This is a genomic window from Streptococcus sp. ELY_90 (assembly GCF_058314475.1).
In genome coordinates this window covers 1-21,580 of sequence record NZ_JBZFUJ010000004.1, presented here as the reverse complement: position 1 = coordinate 21,580, position 21,580 = coordinate 1, and the positions used below count along the sequence as shown (strand labels likewise).

The window sequence follows — 21,580 nt, the reverse complement described above, 5'->3', positions numbered from 1 at the left end:
TCTCCTATTTTGTCACATAGTTAAAGACATTTTCCCCAAAGTATTTCTTAGACAGTTTTGATAAAGTTCCGTCTTTCTTCAGTTCTTTGATTGCCTTGTTATATGCTTTTACAAATTTCTTATTGGATTGATTACGATGTATCAAAGGATAAGTTTCAATACCCCTGTAAGGAATCCAAGTTAACTTATCAGCATATTTATGATAAGCCCCATCCTTGTCTTTAACAGCCTGTTCAAACGACAGTTTGATATCAAAGTAAGCATCGTAACGTTTCTCAAGAACCCAAGCATAGGCATCTGCCATGGTGAAACTTTCCGCGGCTTTGAGATCAATAGGTTTATCCTTGTGATTTTTATTGTAATCTTCAATCACATTCCACTGAGCATTTTGCGGTGAAATGGGAACCAGTTTGCCGCTTGATTTGGCAAAAGAATTAATATCCGTGATTGCTTTTTCATCATCTTTTCGGATGGTAAAGCCAATGACGCTGGCCCCGATAGCATCCTTAGGAATTATAAATTTCTCAGCCCGTTCTTTTGTATACCAAGCTCCCTTAGTGCCGACATCATATTTGCCCGACTCTAGGCCAATCAGTAAATCTTCGTCACTTGTTCCTGTATATTTAAATTTATAGTCAGGCAGCTTTTTATCTATCGCTTTTAAGACCTCTACTTCATAGCCGGTACTTTCACCCTTGTCATTAACATAGTCGTATGGGGCATAATTTTGCGTATGAGCGACCTTAAGGGTCTTTACCTTATCATTTGCTGCATGATTTCCTGCCAATTGACGTCCAATCGCAGTCCCGCCAATAATTAAAACAAGAATGCCGCCAGCAGCTAACCACTTTTTCTTAACCATCTAATCTCCCTTTCTTTTTTTGTGTCCTTATAAAGCTGCCGCTTCTTTAACCCAAGCGATGCGTTCAGCAGCAATATCACTTGGAATCGTGCAGTCAGCACCGATAATGGTAGCTCTTTTACCTGCTTCTTGCAGCAGGGCTTTCACCTGTGCCTGAACTTCTTCTTTACTGCCACGATACAGCAGCCCTTCTGTTGTGTTCACAAAACCGCCTAAAACGGTCTTACCGCCAAAAAGCTCACGGCCTTGCGATAAACTGATACCCTCAGGGCCTACTGCCCAATTATAGACTTGAGCCGGATAATCTTTAAAGAGCCTGATATCATTGGCAGCCCCTTCATAACCGCAAATATGCAGAACGCTCAAGCCTTCTGCCTGATGAGCTGCTTGAAGAACAGTCAAATCACTGGGCGAAATATATCTGCTGTAATCTTTGGAATTGATACGCTCATCTTGAATAGACTGAACGCTGAAATAAATACCTTCGATTCCAGTTTCTTTAATGATTTTTCGTACCAAGACAGCAATATCAGCAGCAATAACATTCAAAACGGTTTTTAACGTCTGCGCATCTTCCTGGAAAAAGCGCGCAATAATACTGTCTCCGCTGGATACCTTGCCGGCCAGCTGCCATTTCAGATAGGTCACCGGAGCAAAAATATTATAAATTGCTACGATATCTTCTGTAAAACTGTTTTTAATGGCTTTAACCAGCTCTACTTGCTGATCAAACCAAGGATGCTCCTCGCCGATTGAAGCAATACCAGCCAGCTCCTTGACGGAGGTCACATCTTTAGTGATGACAGGATTGGGATAGGTGAAAAAGCCGTCACTCATGATTTTGATAAAATCAGGCTCCACCTCTTGGATAAATTTTCGGTGTCCTTCCAGATTTTTATTGAACAGGCTGCGGCTGTTGAGACCTTGCCCCAGTTCTTCTTCCGGCAAAAAATGATACCAAAAACCGACCGGTACTTTGTCAACATCCTCACCTCTGAACGCTTTTAAAACCCATTCTTTTTTACTGTCTGCCATAAGCCAACCTCCTTTGGAATAAATATGATTTTATCTTACCACCTCCTAAACTCCCTGTATAATCTATCTTTTTTATGGTAAGTCATAAGTTTTATTTATGGCTGTTTAAAAACAGAAACAGTGTCAGAAAAAAGGTTATAGGAAAAATGTATCAGCTCTTTGCTTTTTTCTATCAGCTTTTTGCAGATTTTATACTGCTTCTTTTGTTATAATGTCAAGAAAAGCTCAAGTAAGAAGGAAATCCTTATGAACATTCAACAATGCCGCTATGTTGAAGCTATTGCTAAGACAGGCTCTTTCAGCGAAGCTGCCAAAAAACTTTATGTCACCCAGCCCAATCTTTCCTCATCCATCAAAGAATTGGAGGAAGAGCTGGGTGTACAGCTCTTTATCCGCTCCAATACCGGAACACGCTTGACAGATGACGGTTATGATTTTCTGAAATATGCTAAGCGCATTTTGGGAGAAATAGATCTGCTTCAGCAGCGCTATCAGGATAATTACAAGAACAGCTTTACCATCAGTTCGCACCACTATGACTTTTTAACCATTGCTCTTCTTGAAATAGCAGAGACTTTTAAAGACGACTATCAGCACTTCCACATCATTGAAACAACGACCAAAAAGATCTTGGAAAGTGTGCTCAATTTTGAAAGTGATTTGGGGATTCTCTATCTCAATAATGATAACCGCCACATTCTGGAACGCTATTTTAAGCAGCATAACCTGACCTTTACAGCACTTGGTGATTTCCCCACACGCATTTTTTTAAGAAAGGGGCATCCTTTGGCCAATCAAAAACTCATCGAAAAATCACAGCTTAAGGATTATCAGCAGGTGCGCTTCAGACAGGAAACAGCCGGTCTTAACTTTGATGAGGATACCTTGGATACGCCGGAAAACCAGGCTGTTTTTTACAGCAATGACCGCGGCACTGTCATGAATATCCTCTGCGGATCTGATGCCTACGCTTCAGGACTGGGCATTGTCAACAGTTTCATCAAAGACCAGATTGTTTTGATCCCTCTTAAGGACAGTGAAACACACACCCTCGGTTTTGTGACCAATAACCGCAAGCAAGGGTCTGCCATTACACAAAAATTCATCGCCGCTGTCAGGGAAAGCCTAAAGGAACACAGCAAGGATGCAAGCAACTGACACATTTCAGCCAGCAGCGAAACTAGTCATGGCAAAAAGACTGTATTTGCTAAACTTTGGGTTAATATCAGTAAAAATCAGTCTAAATAGTTGCAAAGCCAAAGGACAAATTTTATAATACTAAGGCAATATAAGGAGGAAGAGATGTCAGTCGTCAAAACTATTTTGGTAATTTTAGTTGCCTTAGAATTTTTCTACATCATGTATTTGGAAACTTTTGCAACACAATCCGCCAAGACCGCACAGGTTTTTGGGATGAGCCGGGAGAAACTGGGTGAAAAAGAAATCACCCTGCTTTTTAAAAACCAAGGAATCTACAACGGTCTTCTCGGTCTGGGACTGCTCTGCGGTTTGATGTTTAATACAGGTATTATTTTGCCGATTTTAATCTACATCATTTTGGTCGCTGCATACGGTGCTTACAGCAGCAATCCTAAGATTCTTCTCATGCAAGGCGGACTAGCGATTGTCGCTGCTCTTTTCTATCTTTTTTAATGAATTGCATTGAATGTATCATTAACTTTTTTCACAATAAAAACGAGCTCGATCTGACTTTTGGCATTTTACCAAAAAGTCGGATTGGCTCGTTTTGTTTTTATAGCTCTGCTGATCCAATAAGGAGCTACAGAATCACTTTAAAGGTGATGGTATCATTTTTATAGGAAACTGAGATTTTTCCTTTAAAAATTTTAACAATGCTTTGTGCCATAGAAAGTCCGATACCGTATCCTGTTGTTTGAGTATTATGAGATTCATCTTCACGGTAGAATCGGTCAAAAAACCGGCTGTAGTCAAGTTTTGATCCTTGTGCATAGGTATTAGACACTTCTAACTTTGCCTTTTTCAGGCCGTTGGTGCGGCTGAGGCTGACACTGATCTTGCCGCCGGCATCACAGTATTTATTGGCATTGTCCACCAAAAGAGTGACCAGCTCAAAAAGTGACTTTTCCTCAGCCTTGACATAGATACCTGAATCAATCTGCAGTTCAAAGCTTTTACCGTCCTTGGCAATCAGGCCCTTAAACGCTTCAGCTGCTTCTTTGGCAACAGCCGAAAAATCGACCTTATCAAGCACTACATCCGGCTGCTCCTCCAGTCTGGCCAGAACAATCAGCCGATTGATTAAATGCGTCAAGCGCTCCACTTGTTCTTTAGTGCTCTTCGTCCACTCCGTTTCGCCGGCAGTTAATTCCTGCAGTTCATTATTGGCAGAGATAATGGACAAGGGTGTTTTCAATTCGTGTCCGGCGTTGGTAATAAAGCGCTTTTGCTTTTCATAATTTTCAATATAAGGCTTAATGGCAAAACCGGAAAAAACAGAAACCACAATAATGAAAAAGAGCAGACTGTAAAAAGACATTTGCAAAGCCAGATTAAGAAGATCGGCCCGGTCATCAAAATATCTGGTAGAATCCAAAACAACCACTAATTGACGGGAGCCGCTGATTTTAGTCACACGATAAGAATAGGAATGCCCGTCTCTTCTAAAATGCCCGTTTATCTCATTGAAGTTGATATTTTTCATATAATCTTCCAGCTGCTGCCTTGTCAGCTGCGGAATATGTTTGAGATTGACAGAGATGGGTACCTTGTTTTCATCAGTGATAAAACTGTAGTATTGGTATTGATTAAGGACAGCTTCTGACACTCCCCTGTCGCCAAATTCTCTGTTGACTTCGGTTGACTCCGGAAGTTCCCCCTTATTTTTAGAAAGAACCGTCAGCACAAAATCAATTTCACCATTGCTTTGCACATAGCGGGCAGAATAAAAAACAGTTATAAAAGAAGCTAAAATGAATAAAATAGCCAAGGAGGCAATGGCAATAAAACGAAAACGTATTTTACGAAACATGAGCATCACCTGCTGACTCAACTAAACGAAATTCGCCGTCTTCTTCACCTAAAATGGCAAGATCAGCCTTAATGGCCTTCAGTTTTTGACGGAGATAAGACACATAAATAAAGACATAGCCTTCATCAATCTCAGGATCTTCATCTTTAGCCCAAACATGCCGAAAAATTTCTGCCGTTGACAAAGACTTATTGGGATTGAGCATAAAAAACTCCATCAGCTTTGCTTCTTTTCCGGCTAAGCGAATGGTATTGACCGAGGTCAGCTCCTGCTGAGCAATGTTAAAACTGACGCCGCCCAAGGTTAAAATTTTTTCGGTAAAAGTATCCAGCCGCCGCGCCAGAGATGCTAAACGCGCCAGCAGTTCTTTCAAGGAAATCGGCTTTGTTAAATAATCATCTGCACCGGCTTCAAGTCCGGTCACCTTATCTTCAATTTCTGACATGGCTGTCAGCATGATGACATGCGTTCTGTCTCCGCCTGCACGAATTTCACGCAGAGCCTCAAGGCCAGTTTTAACGGGCATCATGATATCTAAAATCATGACATCATACATTTTTTCTCTGGCTTTCTCCAAAGCAGCTTGGCCATTGTAAACAGGATCAACCTTATAGCCTTGATGCTCTAAAGCCACAGTATAGGCACGAGACAGCTGTTCTTCGTCTTCTGCTAATAAAATATTCAGGGTCATTTAGTCACCGCTTTCTGCGATTAAATTGCGAATGGTCTGCATGGACAAATCGCAGGAGGCCAGCTCATCAGCACAGCGTTTCAATTCCTTGGCGATACGCTCAGGATTTTTGATATCATGTTTGTATTTCATTTGATGCTCCAAGCTTGCCCAGGAATCCATAGCGATAGTCCGCAGCTGTATTTCAGCAAAGTATCTGCCCGGAAGCTGCCCTAGGCAGTCTTCAAAAGGTGTTTCTATTTCTAAAATCAGATGGTAAGAGCGATAGCCGTTGGGCTTTGCCTTATAGATATAGTCCTTTTCATTATAGACACTGACACCGTCCATCTGCTTTATGATGGCAACTGTCTTATAAATATCATCGACAAAGCCGCAAACAATTCGAATACCAATCGCATCCCGAATGTCCTTCAAAGCAGACTGTGCTGTTAAGGGCAGGTTTTTACGCTGACATTTTTCCCGCATGCTGTCATCGGTTTTGATGCGTGCAAGAAAGTGTTCAAAAAGTTTAAAGCCCGTCTCAGTCTTGACCTTAACATTTTCCGCTTGAATCCGCCGGCTCAAATCATCTGTAATCTGATTCAAATAGCCTTCATATTTCCCATAAATTGTTTCTTCTGACATCATTAATCCTTTATTGATACTTGCTTTCTATTATATCATACAAGATTAAAGAATCCTTATTTTACTAAAGGACACCCAAAATTTCTAATATCGGAGGATAGCACACATGGTCTCACATCATTTTGATGAAAGATTTGACCTTGAAATTTTGATATATTATTTGACTGAAACAAACACCAAAAAACTTACCATGCAGGCAATGGTAAGTTTTAATCCATCATTGATTGATTAATCGTCAAATCTTCTTGAAGACTGCGGAGCCTGTCTGGCGTATTTTATCCCCCATAACAAAAAGATAAAAAGGATAAAACTGATGACGGCAACGGCTGAAAAAATAACGACGCTGTAAACTTCTTTTACATGAATAGCCTTATAGCAGCTTAAAATGGTTAAAAACAAAAAGACGGCAGCAAAGATGAGCTGATGAGCAACGGCGGAAACAGAAGTTTCTTTTGGGGCAGACTTTCTGATTTCTTTGACAAAATAATAATTCAACGCCGCCGTACATAAAGTGATAATTAAAAAGCAAATCTGAACAAGCAAAGGAGACTTAAAAATGGCCTGTGTCAAAACCATAATCAACAGACAAACAGCCATCAGCTGAGCTGTTAAAAGTCTCCATAGCTTCAATTTCTGACTTTTCTTCTCGAACATATCTTTCCTCCTTATCTCCCAAAAGAAGTTTTCATATCAATGGAAATAAACAAAAGGAAAGAAAAGCAGGAAAGTTTCTGCTTTTGTACTTTTCCTTTATAAATCTTATTGTAATGAATAATTAACCGTAGGAAGTCATTGCTCCTCCAGCACCTCCAACTAAAGCTCCAAAGACCCCAGTACCAATAGCGTATGGTCCAAGAAACGCTGTTCCTCCCGCAGTAGTCATGTAACCTTGACCAGCACCTATCGCAATACCAGCTGCACAGTCCCATCCACGACCTCCGCCTTCGACAGTCGAAAGAATTTCCTCGTCCATAATTGTAAATCGTTCAAATGCCAGTGTATTCATAATAAAACTCCTTTTTCATTTTTTTATCTTATCTCTTGGCCAAGAAACACCTTTAGTATAACTTATTTTGATCCCTTTGTGTAGTCATTGTCGTAAATGGTATCAAATAGGTCGTGAATGGATATTTTATTGAGAAATCAAGAGTCATTTTTCCCATTCACGACATATTTTGGACCGTTCATGACATTCAATCCAATTCTTTTAAATTTTTTAGCATAATGAAGGCAGACTTATGAAAGAAAAAGTAAAAAGAATCGGTCCAACGCCCCGATAAACAAAAGAAGATTTATAAAGCCATCATCAGCACAAAAAAACTTACCATACAATAATGGTAAGCTCAATATACAATTATCCAACTCTCTTGACGGTCGCTATGCCTTTTCTATTAGCTTATTTAATTGCCTTGACAGCTGCTACTGCTGCTTCGTAATTGGGATGGTTGCTCATGTTTTCTAAATACTCAAGATAGGTAATGTTATTGTTCTCATCTAAAACAAAGACTGCCCGTCCCAGCAAGTGCAGTTCATTGATCAACAGCCCGTAAGCCTTGCCGAATGAATGATCGTAATAATCCGAAAGTGTCACTGCATCTTCTAAACCGGCAGCACCGCACCAGCGGGCTTGAGCAAAAGGCAAATCAACAGATACTGTAATCACAACCGTATTGTCAGCATCTGACAGTTCTTGATTAAAACGGCGCGTCTGAGCATCGCAAACCCCTGTATCAATAGACGGAACAACACTGATAACCTTTTTCTTGCCGGCGAAATCAGCCAATGTTTTTTTAGACAAATCTGTAGCTGTCAAAACAAAATCCGGTGCCGTGTCACCGACCTGCAGCTTAGTCCCTGCCAAAGTAACCGGTTTTCCTTTAAATACTGTCATAATATGCCCTCCTTTTTCTTGTCCTTATTGTAGAATAATTCTTACTTTTTAGCTACTCATTTGACCGTAAATGCAGTAGCTGTGAAAATCTTCAGACATTTAATGTTATCAAAAAAATGAGAGCGGAACTTTTGTTCCCTCTCATTCTTAATTAAGCCGCATCATCATCTTCTGTGAATTGACTGTTGTAAAGGTCGGCATAGAAACCATCTTGAGCCATCAGCTCGTCGTGATTGCCTTGTTCGATAATGTTACCGTCTTTCATAACAAGAATAAGATCGGCATTGCGAATAGTGGAGAGACGGTGGGCAATGACAAAGGATGTTCTGCCTTCCATCAGTTTATCCATCGCTTTTTGAATCAGCTCTTCTGTTCTGGTATCCACAGATGAGGTTGCCTCGTCCAGAATAAGGAGCGGTGAATCTTTGAGCAGCGCCCGCGCAATGGTCAGCAGCTGCTTTTGACCGACTGACAAGGTCACCGAATCATCTAAGACGGTATCATAACCCTCAGGCAGTGTTTTGATGAAGTGGTGAACGCCGACAGCTTTAGCTGCTGCAAGGACCTGCTCATCTGTAATATGTTCCTGATTGTAAATCAGGTTTTCTTTGACGGTTCCTTCGAACAGCCAGGTATCCTGAAGTACCATAGCAAAGGCGTCGTGCACTTCCTCACGCTTCATGTCATGCACATTGACACCGTCAATCGAAATGCGGCCCTTATCAACTTCATAAAAGCGCATCAACAAATTAACAATAGTTGTTTTACCGGCACCTGTCGGTCCGACAATAGCCACTTTTTGTCCGGCTTTTGCATGGGCTGAAAAATCATGGATAATCGTTTTATCAGGCTGATAACCAAAGAAGACATTGTCAAATGTGACATCTCCTTTAACGGTATCAAGCTGCCTTTTCTTGTGGTCTTCTGCTTCCATTTCATCTTCACTCAAGAATTCAAAGACACGTCCCATAGCAGCATTGGCCGACTGGAGCTGCGTAATGCCCTGAGCAATCTGGGAAATAGGCTGCGTGAAAATGCGGACATAGGTCATGAAAGCAACAATAGTTCCCATGGTCACATCACCATTAAGGGCCATGCGGGCTCCTACAATACAGACCATGACATAGCCAAAATTACCAATGAACTGCATAAGAGGCATCATCACTCCTGAGAAGAACTGTGACTTCCACATGCTTGAAAACAGCTGATTATTTAAAACTTCAAACTGCTCTTTACTTTGCTGGCGCGCATTGTAACTGGAAACGACATTGTGGCCTGAATAAATTTCTTCAGCGTAGCCGCTGACTTTGGCCAGATTTTTTTGCTGGCGCTTAAAGAACGGCTGACTTTTTGCTATGATGACACTGGACAGAGCAAAGCCTGCAAAAACAGACAAAATAGCTGTTGCGGCCAAAGAACCGTTTGTCTTGATCATCATAAAGATTGAACCAATGAGAAGGACAACAGCAGCGACCATAGAAACCAAACTTTGGTTAAAGGATTGGGTCATCAAGTCCACATCATTGGTCACACGGGACAAGGTATCCCCTTGGGAATGGCTGTCAAAATACTTGAGCGGTACTTTATTGATTTTATCTGCAATCGCATTACGCAGACGCTGAGAAAACCCTTGGATTAAGGTTGATACAATAAAGCTTGCCGCATAGGAAACCAGGGCTCCGCCAATATACATCAAGGCTAGGGCAAAGGCGATTCCTGCAATTTTATCCAGATCAATCTTTCCTGTAAGCCCCTCAGTCATTGTATCGGTTATTTCCTTAAGACGGTCAGGTCCGATAACCGTAATTGTACTGGATACAACCGTAAAAGCAGCAGCCAGAACAAACAAAGCCTTATAGCCTTTAAGGTAAGGAGCCATCTGGCTTAATAATGATTTCTTTTTATTGTCCATTTTCCAACTCCTCCTTAGATAATTGTGAATAAGCTATTTCCTGATAAATGTCATTATTGGCCAGCAGCTCTTTATGGGTTCCCTGAGCGACGACCTTGCCTTGGTCCAAAACTAAAATTTGATCGGCATTCATAATGGTTGATATGCGCTGAGCAACGATTAGTTTGGTCATATCCTTGGTTTTCTTTCTCAGGTCAGCACGCAGGATTCTATCAGTCTTATAATCAAGTGCTGAGAAGGAATCGTCAAAAATAAGGATTTCAGGTTTACGAGCTAAAGCTCGGGCAATGGCCAGACGCTGTTTTTGTCCGCCGGAAAAATTCGTTCCGCCCTGTGCCACTTCTGTATCAAGTCCTTTTTCCTTGCTTTCAACAAAGTCCTTAGCCTGAGCCAGCTCCAAAGCTTCCCACATTTTCGCGTCATCAAGCGGTGTTTGGCTGCTCTCTCCAAATTCCATATTCGATCGGATCGTGCCGCTGAAAAGCACAGCTTTTTGCGGAATATAGCCGATTTTCTTATTTAAATCATCATGGCTGTAGTCCTGAACCTTGACACCGTCAACCTTGATCCAGCCTTCTGTCGCATCGTAAAAACGCGGAATCAAGTTGATCAGAGTTGATTTTCCGGAACCAGTTGAACCAATGAAAGCTACCGTTTCCCCGGCTTTTGCTTTAAAGGAAACATGTTCTATGACAGCACGGGAATTCTTGCTGTAACGAAAAGAAACATCGTGAAACTCAATTTCTCCTTTATGGCCGTTATCTTCTTTAGAGGTTTTCTTGAACTGGACAGACGGCTCAAGCGCCAATACTTCGTTGACCCGTTTAGCAGAAACAAGAGCCCGCGGCAGGATAATGAAGATGGCCACCATCATCATAAAGCCGATGACCACCTGCATGGCATAAGAAGAGAAAACAACCATATCACTGAAAACATCTATCCGGTCCTTAACCGCTGCTGCCGCTGCAGGCATGCTGGTTCTTGGAATGTTAATGTCATCAATCAAATAAGAGCCGATCCAATAAATAGCCAGTGTCAAACCGCTTGAGACAACTGTCATGACCGGATTCATCAGTGACATGAGTCTGTAAACAAATAAATTGAGTTTGGTCAGGCTTTTATTTTCTTCTTTAAATTTATTTTCCTGATAATCTTCCGCATTATAAGCACGTACAACACGAACACCGCTCAGAGACTCACGGGTCGTTGAGTTGAGAGCATCCGTCAGACCTTGTACCTTACGCTGCTTTGGAAAGGCTACAAACATCAAGACAGACAGCAGCAGCAAAACAATCAGCACAGCCACTCCGACCGCACCGGTCCACTCATCGCTCTTGCCCCAAATTTTAGTCAGTGCCCAGACAGCCATGATAGGACCGCGAGTTACTACCTGCATTCCCATGGTAATCATGATTTGCAGCTGAGTTAAGTCATTGGTTGTCCGCGTCAGAAGGCTCGGAATGGAAAATTTCTTAATTTCAGCATCCGAATAATCCATCACCTGATTAAAAATATCTGAACGCAGGCGTGTTGTAAAGCTGGCAGCTGTTCTTGCTGCTAAAAAGCCGACAAAAACTGCCATTAAAAAACTGCCAAAGGAGAACATGAGCATTTTCGATCCCGGCTTCATGATATCCGAAGTCGTCGTTCCTTTTGTCTGCAGCAGGGCCGTAATCTTTGACATATATTCCGGTGTTTTTAAATCCATCCAGACAGCCAGACAAATAAAGACCGTACTAAGGAGAATCATTCCCCATTCCTTGGCACTTAATCGTTTAAAAATTTTAAACATCAGTTGCTCCTACTTTTCTAAATTTTTTTTAATTTGCTCAAAAACTCTGTGAGCCGTCTCAAGATCGGCTTTATCAATACCTTTTAGCAGCTGCTCATGAATCTTTTGGTGGAAGGCAATAATATCCTCAGCCTTTTCAAGACCTAAAGGCGTCAGCACAATCTGCTTACAGCGTTTATCTTTTCGCGAAGGAATGATTGAGATAAAGCCGTTTTTAGCCATACGTTTGATAAGATTGCTGGCAACAGACTTTGAAATCTGCAGTTTTTCCTCAATATCTTTGATAAAAATTTCCTTATCGCGATTTTTAAACAGATAGATGACTGTGCGTCCTTGCGGTCCGGCCAAGTGTTCAACGCCGTTTTCCTTAGCCATTTCCTGAACTGCTGTTTCCATTGTATTGATAAAATTTTTGAACAAACCGAAGGGTTCTTTCATGAAAAACACCTCACTTTTTCTGAAAACTCCCTTAATAGTTCTCATGGGAATTATTATAATACTTTAATTATAATTGTCAACAAAAAAGTCTTCATGAGAACTATTTTGACATATTATTTTCTGCTGGAAAAAATTTATCGCTTTTTGAGAACAGGCAAACGCCAAGATAGAGGCAGTCTTATTCTGCTCAGCTTGTCCTGTACTGTCTGCCATAATGCCCGGCTCAAAACTGAAAATCAGTGCTTATTGCAGCCGATTTACTCAGCCGAGAAACAGGTCTTGATTTTTACCAGTCTTCGTGTTAAGATATGAAAGAATTTAATAAGGATGTTTGGGAAAAGCCATCTGTAAAAAAAACCAGTCGATTAAAGACTATACAGGCTTTTACCTTTAGGGTAAGGGCCTTTTTCTCTGCATCAAAAGAAAAGAGGATTTTATGAAACGTCAATCAGCTCTCGTCGTTTTCAGCGGCGGCCAAGACTCAACTACCTGCCTTTTTTGGGCTCTGAAGCACTATGAACACGTTGAAACAGTAACTTTTTCCTACGGTCAGCGGCACAGTCAGGAATTAGCAGTTGCCAAAGAAATTGCTGCTGAACAAGGCGTAAAAAACCATATGCTGGATATGTCGCTGCTGGGGCAGATAACAGACAATGCACTGACATCTGATATCGCTATTGAAAGTAAGGACGGTGAGATGCCCAATACCTTCGTCGACGGCAGAAATCACCTCTTTTTGTCCTTTGCTGCTGTCCTCGCCAAACAGCTGGGGATTACAGATCTGGTGACAGGTATCTGTCAGACAGACTTTTCAGGCTATCCGGACTGCCGCGATGTCTTTGTCAAATCACTTAATGTCACTTTAAACCTTGCCATGGATTATGAATTTGTCATTCAAACCCCTCTGATGTGGCTGGATAAGGCTGAGACATGGGCTTTGGCGGATAGTCTGGGCAAGTTCGATTATGTCCGTGAGAAAACACTGACTTGCTACAAGGGCATCCGCGGCAAAGGCTGCGGAGAGTGCCCTGCCTGCCAGCTGCGCCAGGCAGGACTGGACAAGTATCTTACTCAGAAGGAGAAAAACTAATGTTTGCTGCACCCAAAGAAATCAAAAAAGAAACCGGACAGTCTTTGATATACTGTTCCAGACGTGTACTGGTATCAAAAGAATTCACCTTTGATGCCGCTCACCATCTCTTCAACTATGAAGGAAAATGCAAAGCCCTGCACGGCCATACCTATCGCTTGCAGATTGCTGTCAGCGGATTTTTAGATGACAAGGGCATGGTGTACGATTTTGGCAACCTTAAAGCTGTTTACCAAGAGCATCTGGAACCGTATCTGGATCATGCCTACCTCAATGAAAGTCTGCCTTATATGAATACAACAGCTGAAAATATGGTTTACTGGATTTTTAAAACCTTTGAAGCTGCCCTGCCCAAAGAACGAGGCCTGCAGATGGAGGCTGTCCGTCTGTATGAAACGCCTTCTGCCTATGCGGAATTTAAAAGGGAATGGGAGTTTGAAGCATGAAAAAACAGCGCCTTTTAAAACTGCCGATTCTTGAAATTTTTGGTCCCACCTTTCAGGGAGAAGGCCGGGCAATCGGCCAAAAAACCATGTTTGTGCGCACAGGCGGCTGTGACTATCACTGCGATTGGTGCGACTCCGTCTTTACTTGGGACGGTTCTGAAAAACCAACCATGATGACGAGCGATCAGGTCATTGAGGAACTGGACAAATTAGGACACTATGATTATGTCACACTCTCGGGCGGCAATCCTTGTCTTTTGGCTGCTAATATGGCAGAACTCGTGGCCAAATTAAAAGACCGTCAGGTGACACTGGCTGTTGAAACACAAGGCTCACGCTGGCAAAACTGGCTAAAGGATATTGACCAAGTCACTCTAAGTCCCAAACCGCCTTCCAGCAAAATGGAGGTTAATTTTGAAACATTGGACTTTATCGTCTCACAATTAGACCCACAAAAAGTCACCTATAAAATTCCCATCTTTGATGAGCTTGATCTGGATTTCGCTAAAATGATTCAAAAGCGCTATCAGCCCGATGTTTTATATCTATCAGCCGGAAATCCTGAACCTACAGCTTCCGGCGATATTGTCCAGCATCAGCTGACAAGGCTTAAAGATTTATGGGAGCGCATTGCTCAGGATGACTCCTGGGGCAATGTCCGAGTACTGCCGCAGCTCCATACATTAATTTACGATAATCAGCGCGGCGTTTAAATTAGAAAGGTAAAAACATGTCACAAACTCAAGAAATGAAAGACTTAACACTTTTGGGAAATCAAGAAAACAACTATAACTTTACTTACACACCTGAAATTTTAGAAGCTTTTGATAACCGTCACAAGGACAACGATTATTTTATTAAGTTCAACTGTCCGGAATTCACTTCTCTGTGCCCCATAACAGGGCAGCCTGATTTTGCAACCATTTACCTGTCTTATATTCCGGACGAAAAATGTGTCGAATCCAAATCACTCAAACTCTACCTTTTCAGCTATCGCAATCACGGAGATTTCCACGAAAACTGCATCAATACCATCGGCAAAGACTTGGTTGAACTGCTGCAGCCGCGCTATCTTGAAGTTTGGGGCAAGTTCACACCGCGCGGCGGGATTTCGATTGACCCTTATTATAATTACGGCCGCCCCAACAGTAAGTATGAAGAAATGGCACACTACCGCTTGATGAATCACGACCTTTATCCCGAAACCATTGACAACCGTTAAAAGTTAAAAGCAGAGCAAAATCTATTTCCAAAATTTGATTCAGCTCTGCTTTTTTAGAATTTAAATCTCAGCCTGTTTTTAGCATTTTCAGCATCTGCTCTCTTTGTATTTTAAGCAAAATCCTGATTTCGCTTGGCAGACTTTCTGCGACGGTATTATTTCGACTGCCATTGCAGGAGCCTGGAATATCTATGATATCAATTCATGGTCTCTTAGAAAGCGCAGTCTGATTCATTTTCTCCTTATGGCAATCATTGTTTTGCCAACCGTTTTAGTCAGCGGCTGGTTTCCCATTCGCGGAATGGGCGATATCTTGATCCTACTAGCTGTTTTTGCTTGCTTTGGACTTGTTTTGTGGACGATTGGCTACTTTGCCTTCAGGAACAAATAAAACCTAAAGCAGGCAATTTTCGATTTCACCTCAGAAAAAACACTTAAAATCACGCTAGTGTAACAGTGATTCTAAGGGTTTTTTGTATTTCTTTAGCATATTTGCAAATCCTGATCCTCTATTTTTCAATTAACATCCCCATTTGCAGCGTTTTATGCTATACTTAAACTAACAAAGAAAGCGCTTTCTAAGTTAATGGCACTCCTTCCGCCGAAAGTGACTATTTCCATCAACTGCCATAAAACTGTTAGTTGCCAATCTAAAAAGGAGACTCCTATGAAAACATTTATTAAATCTAAAGTCGGACGCATCATTCTTATCATTTTAGGGATAGCGCTGATAGCTGTGCTGTTTGCAGGTGGCTACGAAGTGTTTAAATTAAGGCGCCAAAATGATTATCCAGCCTACTATGGAGCTTTAATGAACAAGCACCTTCCCTATACAGAAGCAGAAATGGACTACCTGGTCGCTGTAAAAAGGTATCAGGACCCCCTCTTCTTTAATGAGAAAGCTTATCGAAAGGCCATGAATTCTGGCACACAGACTCTTTCCGACCGGCAGGAAAAGACCCAACTGCTGAACTGGGCTGACACCTATCAAAAGAGGAAACCGCAGGAATTAAAAGCAAATGAATCTTGGCTTCCGAGCACTGATGTTGCTGTTTCGATTCCTGAAAATTGGGAGCAGACCTATAAAGATCGGCAGGCGCCTACCGGCAACTCCGGAAAATACATGCTTATTCTCAATCATAAAGGGAATTCAGGCGCTTTCGCCTATTTTAAAATCATCGTAAATTTTAAAAGAACATATAGCTCTGTCAAAGACTATGCAGCTTCAAAGGAGGGGAAAAAATTTGCTAAAATAAACAAGTCCCAGTATGCCTTTGCCCAAGAATTAAAGAGACAGGAACAGATGCGATTTAACAGAAGTATCGATAATGTCGCCAATTCTCATAACTTAGTAAATGGATTTATTACCTATGCACCTGTGACCATTCATGGCCGAACAGTCTATGCCTATCAGCAAACTATACCTTATGCTGACGGTGAAGTTATCGAAAGTATCTACCTGTTTCAAGTCGGAGACAATATTGTATCAGCCAATTTCTACTATCGGGCTAAAGATAAGGAAAAGTTTAAAGACTCCCTGGAACAGGCCATCGCTAAAGCTCACACTTTCGAACTAGACTACATGCGAAAAGACGAGCCGAAACATCACGGTATTACCAAAAAAGAGGAGAAACGAAAGCAAGAAGAAAGGTAACCTCTGAGAGCCTGTCTAGGCACTCAAATCCTTCCTTTGATAATAAGCTGCGCTGACGATCAAGCTAATTGCAATGACAGCTCCAGCAAGAGCTAAATAAGCCGGCTGTAATTTGACCTGACTGAAGACATCTGCGCCGTTAGCAAAATAGTAGGGTGTCAGGTATTTGAGAAATTCAATATCCGGCACAATGCGGCACATCATATCCATGACATAGAGCAGCAAAACCAGCCCAAGTGAGAGACCAATTTGTTTTTTACGGCTGAAAGCAGAAACTAAGAAAGCCAGGCTGGCAATTTCAATCTGCAGCAAAAAGGCTAAGGCGTGATACCTGAGAAAGAGATCATAAGAAAAGTCTAAATCAATCTGCCAGATTCCAAATGCTTCCAGTCCTATAACGATCAGATTAAATATCAGCAGCATAAGGATCAGGCTGATATACTTCCACTTCAGGATATTCAGGCGTCCAAAAGGAAGGGTGTAGAGAAATTCACTCGTGTGCCCTTCTTCTTCCTTGGACAGACTGCTTGCTCCCATCATAGCCGCAAACATCCCTGCTCCAAGTCCGAACATCAAAACAATCTCGGTCGCAAAATAGCCGTCTAAAGTAGCGATACTGACCTTATCCATCCCCAAAGCCTTGGCCATCTCTCCCATATTAGCATAAAGAGCTGCTGTATCTGCCAGCTGATCCTCCACACTTTTGTATAAGACAATGCAGCCCCAGCAAACCACTCCTACTGCCAAGGACCAAATGAGCAGACTTTTGACAGTCAGTTTTAATTCATGTTTTAATAAAGTCATTTTGCTGCCTCCTCATAATACTGCAAAAAGAGGTCTTCCAGCGGCGGTTCTTCAACCAGAAAATCATCTGCCTGCATGTCTGTTAGACGAGTCAGCAAGTCGCTGCTGGAACCTGTAAACGTAAAGGATTCTTGCTTATTATCCTTCCAAACCGTCACGCGCTTGGACTGACTGTGTGTCAGGTTTTCGATTGTATCGATTTTAAGGATCTTTCCGTCCTTGATAATAGCTGCGCGGCCGCAGTAATTTTTGATGTCAGACAGGACATGAGACGATAGAAAACACGTGCTGCCCGCTGCACAGGCCTCTTTAACCAAGCTAAAGAAACGCTCCTGCATGAGCGGATCAAGTCCTGAAGTCGGCTCATCCAAAATCAAAAGCTCCGGCTGATGCTGCAAAGCACAGACAATGCCGACTTTTTTACGGTTGCCCAGAGACAGATCCTCGATTTTCTTCTCCAGCGGCACCTCTAAAAGCCGACAGAGCCTGTCCGCTTCTTGCGAACAGTCTTTTTTTCTGGATTTAGCCGCAAAAGCAATGACATCTTTGACTTTCATATTAGGGTAAAACATGGCTTCCGATGGCATGTAGCCGATATGTTTGAGATTTTTTACTAAAGTTCCGTATTTACCGCCAAAGAGGGTCATCTTACCTTCGCTTGCTCGGATCAATCCCAACAGACAGCGAATAGTCGTCGACTTGCCGGCACCATTGGAACCTAGAAAACCAAAGATTTCACCCTTTTTAACAGACAAGGTCACATCTTCTGCACCCATATGCTTGCCATAGTATTTTTTCAGATGCTGAATATCAATTACCGTTTCAGTCATGATGAGTTTCCTTTCCTTGTTTGTAAGTATCCAAAAGCTGATTAAGGTTCTTGCTGTCAATATGGCGCTTGATTTTATTGGCAATAAAAATAGTCAGGTATTCCAGCATCACATAGATGACAAAGCAAGCAGCTGCCAGAAGATTGCCATCAAACCAGCTCAGCCATTGCCCAATAAGGCCATAGAGGCAGGAACAAACGATTAAGCCTAACAGTTCTCTCCCTGCTAACCTATCAGTTTCATCAAAGTTTTTAAACAGAAAAACCTGAATCTGAGTGATAACATAGGCTGCAATAACCATTTCGATTAAATAATAGATATTGGCTGTTGTTCTTCCCTGCAAAAGCTGGTAAACAGCATAAAAAAAATAAACACAAAAACAATAGATAGCTGTCTTATATTCATTGGCAATTTCCTGACTTAAGAAACGTTCCCACCGCTTAGTCTTCATCTTTAATTCCCTCCTGCAAGACCTGTCTGAGTTTATTGGCGTATTTACGTGAGATAAGGACACGTTCACCATTGTCCAGAGTGGCTTCGATCCGGCCAAAGGACTGGCTGCTGAAATACTGAATCCTGTAAAGGTTGAGCACCATAGCCTTGGCAGAACGAAAGAAGCCCTTAAAAGCATAAGTGCTGACTAAGTCTTTGAGACTGTAGGCGACTTGATAGACATCTTTTTGCGTATAGGCAAAGGTTTTACTGTCAATACTCTCAAAATACAAAATATCATCCAATAAGAGGTAGCGTTCCCCCTGCTCATTTTTTCCGAGAATTTTCTCACGCCCCTGAGAGACTAAGTCACTGATGGCCTGAACAGTGGGAGTCATTTGTCGGTAACGCACGATAACTTCTTCGTCACCATCGGAAATATGCTCTAATCGTAACTTCACTGCTTTTCTCCTTTGCGATTATTATAGCAGAAATTTAAGCAGCATAAAGCCAAAGCCGGTTAAGTTGCATTTTCAGCTGATAAAATGCAAAAAAGGAAGCCCTATTATGGACTTCCTTGCATTTTATTGGGAGGTCAGATTTAAAATGCTCAGCCATCAGCTGCTAAACTTAAAAGCAACCGTCAATCCCTTAGACAATACCTTGTGCTGACATCGCTTCAGCCACCTTGAGGAAACCAGCGATGTTTGCACCGACAACGAGGTTGCCTTCTTGACCGAATTCTTTTGCTGCCGCTGCTGAATTTTCGTAGATACCTTTCATGATATCATAAAGTTTGCTGTCTACTTCTTCAAATGTCCAAGAAGTACGGCCGCTGTTTTGTGCCATTTCAAGGGCTGATACAGCTACACCGCCGGCATTGGCAGCTTTAGCAGGACCAAACGACACACCAGCCTTGAGAAAGACATCAATAGCTTCAAGTGTTGAAGGCATATTGGCACCCTCAGAAACAGCAATCACACCGTTAGCCACAAGTGTTTTAGCTTGTTCTTCGTTAATTTCGTTTTGAGTCGCACATGGGAAAGCAAGATCGGCTTTAACGTCCCAGACAGAACCTTGACCTGCTGCTGTAAATGCAGCATTCGGACGAGCTTCTGCATACTTAACGATACGTTCGCGTTTTACTTCTTTGATTTCTTTCAAGAGCGCAACGTCAATGCCGTCCGGATCGTAAACATAGCCAGATGAATCTGACACCGTAACGGCTTTAGCACCAAGAGCTTCTAATTTTTCACAAGCATAGATGGCAACGTTACCTGCACCTGACACAAGAGCTGTTTTACCAGCAAAATCTTCGCCGCGCGCTTTAAGCATTTGTTCTGCAAAGTAAACAGCACCATAACCGGTTGCTTCGGTACGGGCAAGCGAGCCGCCCCAAGTGAGGCCTTTACCGGTCAAAACACCGGTGTATTCGTTGCGAAGGCGTTTGTATTGACCGTAGAGGTAGCCAATTTCGCGTCCGCCGACACCGATATCACCGGCAGGAACGTCTGTATCTGCACCGATATGCTTGCTGAGTTCAGTCATAAAGCTTTGGCAGAAGCGCATGATTTCATTGTCTGATTTGCCTTTAGGGTCGAAGTTTGACCCACCTTTACCACCGCCGATCGGCTGACCGGTCAGTGAATTTTTAAAGATTTGCTCGAAACCAAGGAATTTAATGATAGATTGGTTTACGGATGGGTGGAAACGCAGACCGCCTTTGTAGGGACCGATAGCTGATGAAAATTGTACACGGAAACCGCGGTTAACTTGAACCTTCCCTTTGTCATCAACCCATGGTACACGGAAAGATACGATGCGTTCGGGTTCTGCCAAACGTTCCAAAAGATTTTCCTCGATATATTGTGGGTATTTATCAAAAACCGGCACCAGAGATTCAAAGACTTCTTCAACTGCCTGAAGAAACTCTGCTTCGTGTCCGTTTTGCGCCTTAACTTTTTCAAATACGCTGTCAACGTATTCTTTACCTGTCGTCATAATGCATTCCTCCGAAATTGAGTTTGGTAATTTTTATTACGTAAAATATTATAAATTTTCTGAATTTTCTTGTCAAGTCTTTTTTGCTATTTTTTTGAAAAAATCAGCTTTTTATGTCATATAATCTGACATCATATGAAATTTATGCCTTTTTAGCCTCATGTTCCGCTAAAATATCCCATCTGACAGCCGAACGATTTTAATAATCACAGATTTTTGACAAGACGTCTCCTATTTTATACAATTAAGAATAAACGCTTTAAGGAGTTTTTCATATGAAATGGTTTACGCTTACTTCAGGAGTTTTAACACTCTTAATCGGTTTTTGGATTTTTGCTAATCCACTGGTCGTAACAGCTTCAATCGGCTGGCTGCTGGCACTGGTCATTTTCTTCGTAGGGATTACCGGTTTTATTGATTATATGTCAAAATCAGGGGAAGAACGTAATATTTGGAATTTACTGCAGAGTATTATTTCCATTATCTTTGGTTTTATCCTCTTAACGTCCTCCATTTTTTCACTGACAACAGCAGTTGTCACCATTGCTGCTTACTGGATTTTGGTCATTGGTATCCTGCGTCTGATTTCTGCCTATCGTCTGAAAAAGATAGGATTTCCTGATACCAGACGTCTTCTGATCAGCGGTATTTTCGCCTGTCTTTTAGGGCTTATTCTGCTTGGACAGCCTCTGCTGTCGTCTGCTATCATCGGCCGTTTTGTTGCCCTTCTTTTGATGGCAACCGGTATTTCAAGCATTTTTGTTTTTCTGCGGCTGCCTTAACCATTTGACTTCACAGCAAATCAGCATCAATAGACAGAACAAAGACTGGAACGAAAGTTCCAGC

25 protein-coding genes and 1 pseudogene are annotated in these 21,580 nt (G+C 42.0%); 9 read left to right on the top strand and 17 right to left on the bottom strand.

All coding sequences use genetic code 11. The features are described from left to right. Positions 1-4 precede the first annotated feature (4 nt). A complete protein-coding gene (locus AC4HAF_RS03475) occupies positions 5-862 on the bottom strand; it encodes a transporter substrate-binding domain-containing protein (protein ID WP_491096684.1) in 858 nt (285 codons plus the stop codon). A gap of 27 nt (positions 863-889) precedes the next feature. Further along, positions 890-1,897: a uroporphyrinogen decarboxylase family protein gene (locus AC4HAF_RS03470; protein WP_491096683.1), complete on the bottom strand. Its 1,008-nt coding sequence runs from the start codon at positions 1,895-1,897 to the stop codon at positions 890-892. Between the two features lie 246 nt (positions 1,898-2,143). Here AC4HAF_RS03470 and AC4HAF_RS03465 point away from each other — a divergent pair, with 246 nt between their 5' ends. Beyond that, positions 2,144-3,055: a LysR family transcriptional regulator gene (locus AC4HAF_RS03465; protein WP_491096682.1), complete on the top strand. Its 912-nt coding sequence runs from the start codon at positions 2,144-2,146 to the stop codon at positions 3,053-3,055. Between the two features lie 144 nt (positions 3,056-3,199). Then, positions 3,200-3,550 (top strand): DUF1304 domain-containing protein, encoded by a 351-nt coding sequence (locus AC4HAF_RS03460; RefSeq protein WP_491096681.1) that lies wholly within the window; start codon positions 3,200-3,202, stop codon positions 3,548-3,550. Between the two features lie 127 nt (positions 3,551-3,677). On the opposite strand, the gene AC4HAF_RS03455 is transcribed toward AC4HAF_RS03460, so the two are convergent. The 10 genes from AC4HAF_RS03455 to AC4HAF_RS03410 form a co-directional block, all read right to left on the bottom strand. Further along, on the bottom strand, positions 3,678-4,907 hold the full coding sequence (locus AC4HAF_RS03455; protein ID WP_491096680.1) for a sensor histidine kinase: 1,230 nt from the start codon (positions 4,905-4,907) through the stop codon (positions 3,678-3,680). Next, positions 4,897-5,598 carry a response regulator transcription factor gene (locus tag AC4HAF_RS03450; protein WP_491096679.1) on the bottom strand — a complete coding sequence of 234 codons (702 nt, stop codon included), beginning with the start codon at positions 5,596-5,598 and terminating at the stop codon, positions 4,897-4,899. The genes AC4HAF_RS03455 and AC4HAF_RS03450 overlap by 11 nt, the downstream gene beginning before the upstream one ends. Next, positions 5,599-6,222 (bottom strand): GTP pyrophosphokinase, encoded by a 624-nt coding sequence (locus AC4HAF_RS03445; RefSeq protein ID WP_491096781.1) that lies wholly within the window; start codon positions 6,220-6,222, stop codon positions 5,599-5,601. 228 nt (positions 6,223-6,450) lie between these two features. Then, positions 6,451-6,876 carry a hypothetical protein gene (locus AC4HAF_RS03440; protein ID WP_491096678.1) on the bottom strand — a complete coding sequence of 142 codons (426 nt, stop codon included), beginning with the start codon at positions 6,874-6,876 and terminating at the stop codon, positions 6,451-6,453. A gap of 121 nt (positions 6,877-6,997) precedes the next feature. Beyond that, positions 6,998-7,228, bottom strand: a complete 231-nt coding sequence (locus AC4HAF_RS03435) for a Blp family class II bacteriocin (protein ID WP_491096677.1) — start codon at positions 7,226-7,228, stop codon at positions 6,998-7,000. A 390-nt stretch (positions 7,229-7,618) separates the two neighbouring features. Continuing rightward, complete coding sequence (gene tpx, locus AC4HAF_RS03430) at positions 7,619-8,113, bottom strand: thiol peroxidase (RefSeq protein ID WP_491090582.1); 495 nt, start codon at positions 8,111-8,113, stop codon at positions 7,619-7,621. 151 nt (positions 8,114-8,264) lie between these two features. Further along, the gene (locus AC4HAF_RS03425) at positions 8,265-10,025 is read right to left on the bottom strand and encodes an ABC transporter ATP-binding protein (RefSeq protein WP_491096676.1); all 1,761 of its coding nucleotides are present in this window, start codon (positions 10,023-10,025) and stop codon (positions 8,265-8,267) included. Then, positions 10,015-11,817 carry an ABC transporter ATP-binding protein gene (locus AC4HAF_RS03420; protein WP_491096675.1) on the bottom strand — a complete coding sequence of 601 codons (1,803 nt, stop codon included), beginning with the start codon at positions 11,815-11,817 and terminating at the stop codon, positions 10,015-10,017. Before AC4HAF_RS03420 ends, AC4HAF_RS03425 begins: the two co-directional genes overlap by 11 nt. Before the next feature lie 9 nt (positions 11,818-11,826). Then, positions 11,827-12,255, bottom strand: a complete 429-nt coding sequence (locus tag AC4HAF_RS03415) for a MarR family winged helix-turn-helix transcriptional regulator (RefSeq protein WP_491090589.1) — start codon at positions 12,253-12,255, stop codon at positions 11,827-11,829. A 63-nt stretch (positions 12,256-12,318) separates the two neighbouring features. After that, positions 12,319-12,468, bottom strand: coding sequence for a hypothetical protein (locus AC4HAF_RS03410; RefSeq protein ID WP_491096674.1), 150 nt, complete (start codon positions 12,466-12,468; stop codon positions 12,319-12,321). 223 nt (positions 12,469-12,691) lie between these two features. Here AC4HAF_RS03410 and queC point away from each other — a divergent pair, with 223 nt between their 5' ends. From queC to AC4HAF_RS03380, 6 genes and pseudogenes are all read left to right on the top strand, one after another. Further along, positions 12,692-13,345, top strand: a complete 654-nt coding sequence (queC, locus tag AC4HAF_RS03405) for a 7-cyano-7-deazaguanine synthase QueC (RefSeq protein ID WP_491096673.1) — start codon at positions 12,692-12,694, stop codon at positions 13,343-13,345. After that, complete coding sequence (gene queD, locus AC4HAF_RS03400; RefSeq protein ID WP_491096672.1) at positions 13,345-13,791, top strand: 6-carboxytetrahydropterin synthase QueD; 447 nt, start codon at positions 13,345-13,347, stop codon at positions 13,789-13,791. Before queC ends, queD begins: the two co-directional genes overlap by 1 nt. Beyond that, on the top strand, positions 13,788-14,504 hold the full coding sequence (gene queE / locus AC4HAF_RS03395) for a 7-carboxy-7-deazaguanine synthase QueE (protein ID WP_491096671.1): 717 nt from the start codon (positions 13,788-13,790) through the stop codon (positions 14,502-14,504). Before queD ends, queE begins: the two co-directional genes overlap by 4 nt. A 17-nt stretch (positions 14,505-14,521) precedes the next feature. Further along, positions 14,522-15,013, top strand: coding sequence for a preQ(1) synthase (gene queF, locus AC4HAF_RS03390; RefSeq protein WP_491096670.1), 492 nt, complete (start codon positions 14,522-14,524; stop codon positions 15,011-15,013). A 103-nt stretch (positions 15,014-15,116) separates the two neighbouring features. Further along, positions 15,117-15,404 (top strand): annotated as a pseudogene (locus AC4HAF_RS03385) (DUF3021 family protein); the annotation flags it as partial. 276 nt (positions 15,405-15,680) lie between these two features. After that, positions 15,681-16,667, top strand: coding sequence for a hypothetical protein (locus AC4HAF_RS03380; protein ID WP_491096669.1), 987 nt, complete (start codon positions 15,681-15,683; stop codon positions 16,665-16,667). Positions 16,668-16,682: 15 nt separating this feature from the next. Here the strand turns inward: AC4HAF_RS03380 and AC4HAF_RS03375 are convergent, their stop codons facing one another. From AC4HAF_RS03375 to gdhA, 5 genes are all read right to left on the bottom strand, one after another. Continuing rightward, positions 16,683-17,471 (bottom strand): ABC transporter permease subunit, encoded by a 789-nt coding sequence (locus tag AC4HAF_RS03375; protein WP_491096668.1) that lies wholly within the window; start codon positions 17,469-17,471, stop codon positions 16,683-16,685. After that, complete coding sequence (locus AC4HAF_RS03370) at positions 17,468-18,301, bottom strand: ABC transporter ATP-binding protein (protein ID WP_491096667.1); 834 nt, start codon at positions 18,299-18,301, stop codon at positions 17,468-17,470. The genes AC4HAF_RS03375 and AC4HAF_RS03370 overlap by 4 nt, the downstream gene beginning before the upstream one ends. After that, positions 18,294-18,752, bottom strand: a complete 459-nt coding sequence (locus AC4HAF_RS03365; protein WP_491096666.1) for a DUF3021 domain-containing protein — start codon at positions 18,750-18,752, stop codon at positions 18,294-18,296. The genes AC4HAF_RS03370 and AC4HAF_RS03365 overlap by 8 nt, the downstream gene beginning before the upstream one ends. Beyond that, positions 18,742-19,194, bottom strand: a complete 453-nt coding sequence (locus tag AC4HAF_RS03360; RefSeq protein ID WP_491096665.1) for a LytTR family DNA-binding domain-containing protein — start codon at positions 19,192-19,194, stop codon at positions 18,742-18,744. The genes AC4HAF_RS03365 and AC4HAF_RS03360 overlap by 11 nt, the downstream gene beginning before the upstream one ends. Positions 19,195-19,384: 190 nt before the next feature. Beyond that, positions 19,385-20,734: an NADP-specific glutamate dehydrogenase gene (gdhA, locus tag AC4HAF_RS03355; protein ID WP_491096664.1), complete on the bottom strand. Its 1,350-nt coding sequence runs from the start codon at positions 20,732-20,734 to the stop codon at positions 19,385-19,387. A 275-nt stretch (positions 20,735-21,009) separates the two neighbouring features. On the opposite strand from gdhA, the gene AC4HAF_RS03350 reads away from it, so the two are divergent. Continuing rightward, the gene (locus AC4HAF_RS03350; protein ID WP_491090603.1) at positions 21,010-21,516 is read left to right on the top strand and encodes an HdeD family acid-resistance protein; all 507 of its coding nucleotides are present in this window, start codon (positions 21,010-21,012) and stop codon (positions 21,514-21,516) included. Positions 21,517-21,580 lie beyond the last annotated feature (64 nt).

Bases quoted from the DNA above. Each gene is read 5' to 3' on its own strand.
- AC4HAF_RS03370 (WP_491096667.1), bottom strand. From the start codon at position 18,301: ATGACTGAAACGGTAATTGATATTCAGCATCTGAAAAAATACTATGGC.
- queC (WP_491096673.1), top strand. From the start codon at position 12,692: ATGAAACGTCAATCAGCTCTCGTCGTTTTCAGCGGCGGCCAAGACTCA.
- AC4HAF_RS03365 (WP_491096666.1), bottom strand. From the start codon at position 18,752: ATGAAGACTAAGCGGTGGGAACGTTTCTTAAGTCAGGAAATTGCCAAT.
- AC4HAF_RS03465 (WP_491096682.1), top strand. From the start codon at position 2,144: ATGAACATTCAACAATGCCGCTATGTTGAAGCTATTGCTAAGACAGGC.
- AC4HAF_RS03435 (WP_491096677.1), bottom strand. From the start codon at position 7,228: ATGAATACACTGGCATTTGAACGATTTACAATTATGGACGAGGAAATT.
- AC4HAF_RS03425 (WP_491096676.1), bottom strand. From the start codon at position 10,025: ATGGACAATAAAAAGAAATCATTATTAAGCCAGATGGCTCCTTACCTT.
- AC4HAF_RS03440 (WP_491096678.1), bottom strand. From the start codon at position 6,876: ATGTTCGAGAAGAAAAGTCAGAAATTGAAGCTATGGAGACTTTTAACA.
- AC4HAF_RS03460 (WP_491096681.1), top strand. From the start codon at position 3,200: ATGTCAGTCGTCAAAACTATTTTGGTAATTTTAGTTGCCTTAGAATTT.
- AC4HAF_RS03470 (WP_491096683.1), bottom strand. From the start codon at position 1,897: ATGGCAGACAGTAAAAAAGAATGGGTTTTAAAAGCGTTCAGAGGTGAG.
- queF (WP_491096670.1), top strand. From the start codon at position 14,522: ATGTCACAAACTCAAGAAATGAAAGACTTAACACTTTTGGGAAATCAA.
- gdhA (WP_491096664.1), bottom strand. From the start codon at position 20,734: ATGACGACAGGTAAAGAATACGTTGACAGCGTATTTGAAAAAGTTAAG.
- AC4HAF_RS03375 (WP_491096668.1), bottom strand. From the start codon at position 17,471: ATGACTTTATTAAAACATGAATTAAAACTGACTGTCAAAAGTCTGCTC.
- queD (WP_491096672.1), top strand. From the start codon at position 13,345: ATGTTTGCTGCACCCAAAGAAATCAAAAAAGAAACCGGACAGTCTTTG.
- AC4HAF_RS03450 (WP_491096679.1), bottom strand. From the start codon at position 5,598: ATGACCCTGAATATTTTATTAGCAGAAGACGAAGAACAGCTGTCTCGT.
- AC4HAF_RS03350 (WP_491090603.1), top strand. From the start codon at position 21,010: ATGAAATGGTTTACGCTTACTTCAGGAGTTTTAACACTCTTAATCGGT.
- AC4HAF_RS03455 (WP_491096680.1), bottom strand. From the start codon at position 4,907: ATGTTTCGTAAAATACGTTTTCGTTTTATTGCCATTGCCTCCTTGGCT.
- queE (WP_491096671.1), top strand. From the start codon at position 13,788: ATGAAAAAACAGCGCCTTTTAAAACTGCCGATTCTTGAAATTTTTGGT.
- tpx (WP_491090582.1), bottom strand. From the start codon at position 8,113: ATGACAGTATTTAAAGGAAAACCGGTTACTTTGGCAGGGACTAAGCTG.
- AC4HAF_RS03415 (WP_491090589.1), bottom strand. From the start codon at position 12,255: ATGAAAGAACCCTTCGGTTTGTTCAAAAATTTTATCAATACAATGGAA.
- AC4HAF_RS03445 (WP_491096781.1), bottom strand. From the start codon at position 6,222: ATGTCAGAAGAAACAATTTATGGGAAATATGAAGGCTATTTGAATCAG.
- AC4HAF_RS03380 (WP_491096669.1), top strand. From the start codon at position 15,681: ATGAAAACATTTATTAAATCTAAAGTCGGACGCATCATTCTTATCATT.
- AC4HAF_RS03420 (WP_491096675.1), bottom strand. From the start codon at position 11,817: ATGTTTAAAATTTTTAAACGATTAAGTGCCAAGGAATGGGGAATGATT.
- AC4HAF_RS03475 (WP_491096684.1), bottom strand. From the start codon at position 862: ATGGTTAAGAAAAAGTGGTTAGCTGCTGGCGGCATTCTTGTTTTAATT.
- AC4HAF_RS03410 (WP_491096674.1), bottom strand. From the start codon at position 12,468: ATGGCAGACAGTACAGGACAAGCTGAGCAGAATAAGACTGCCTCTATC.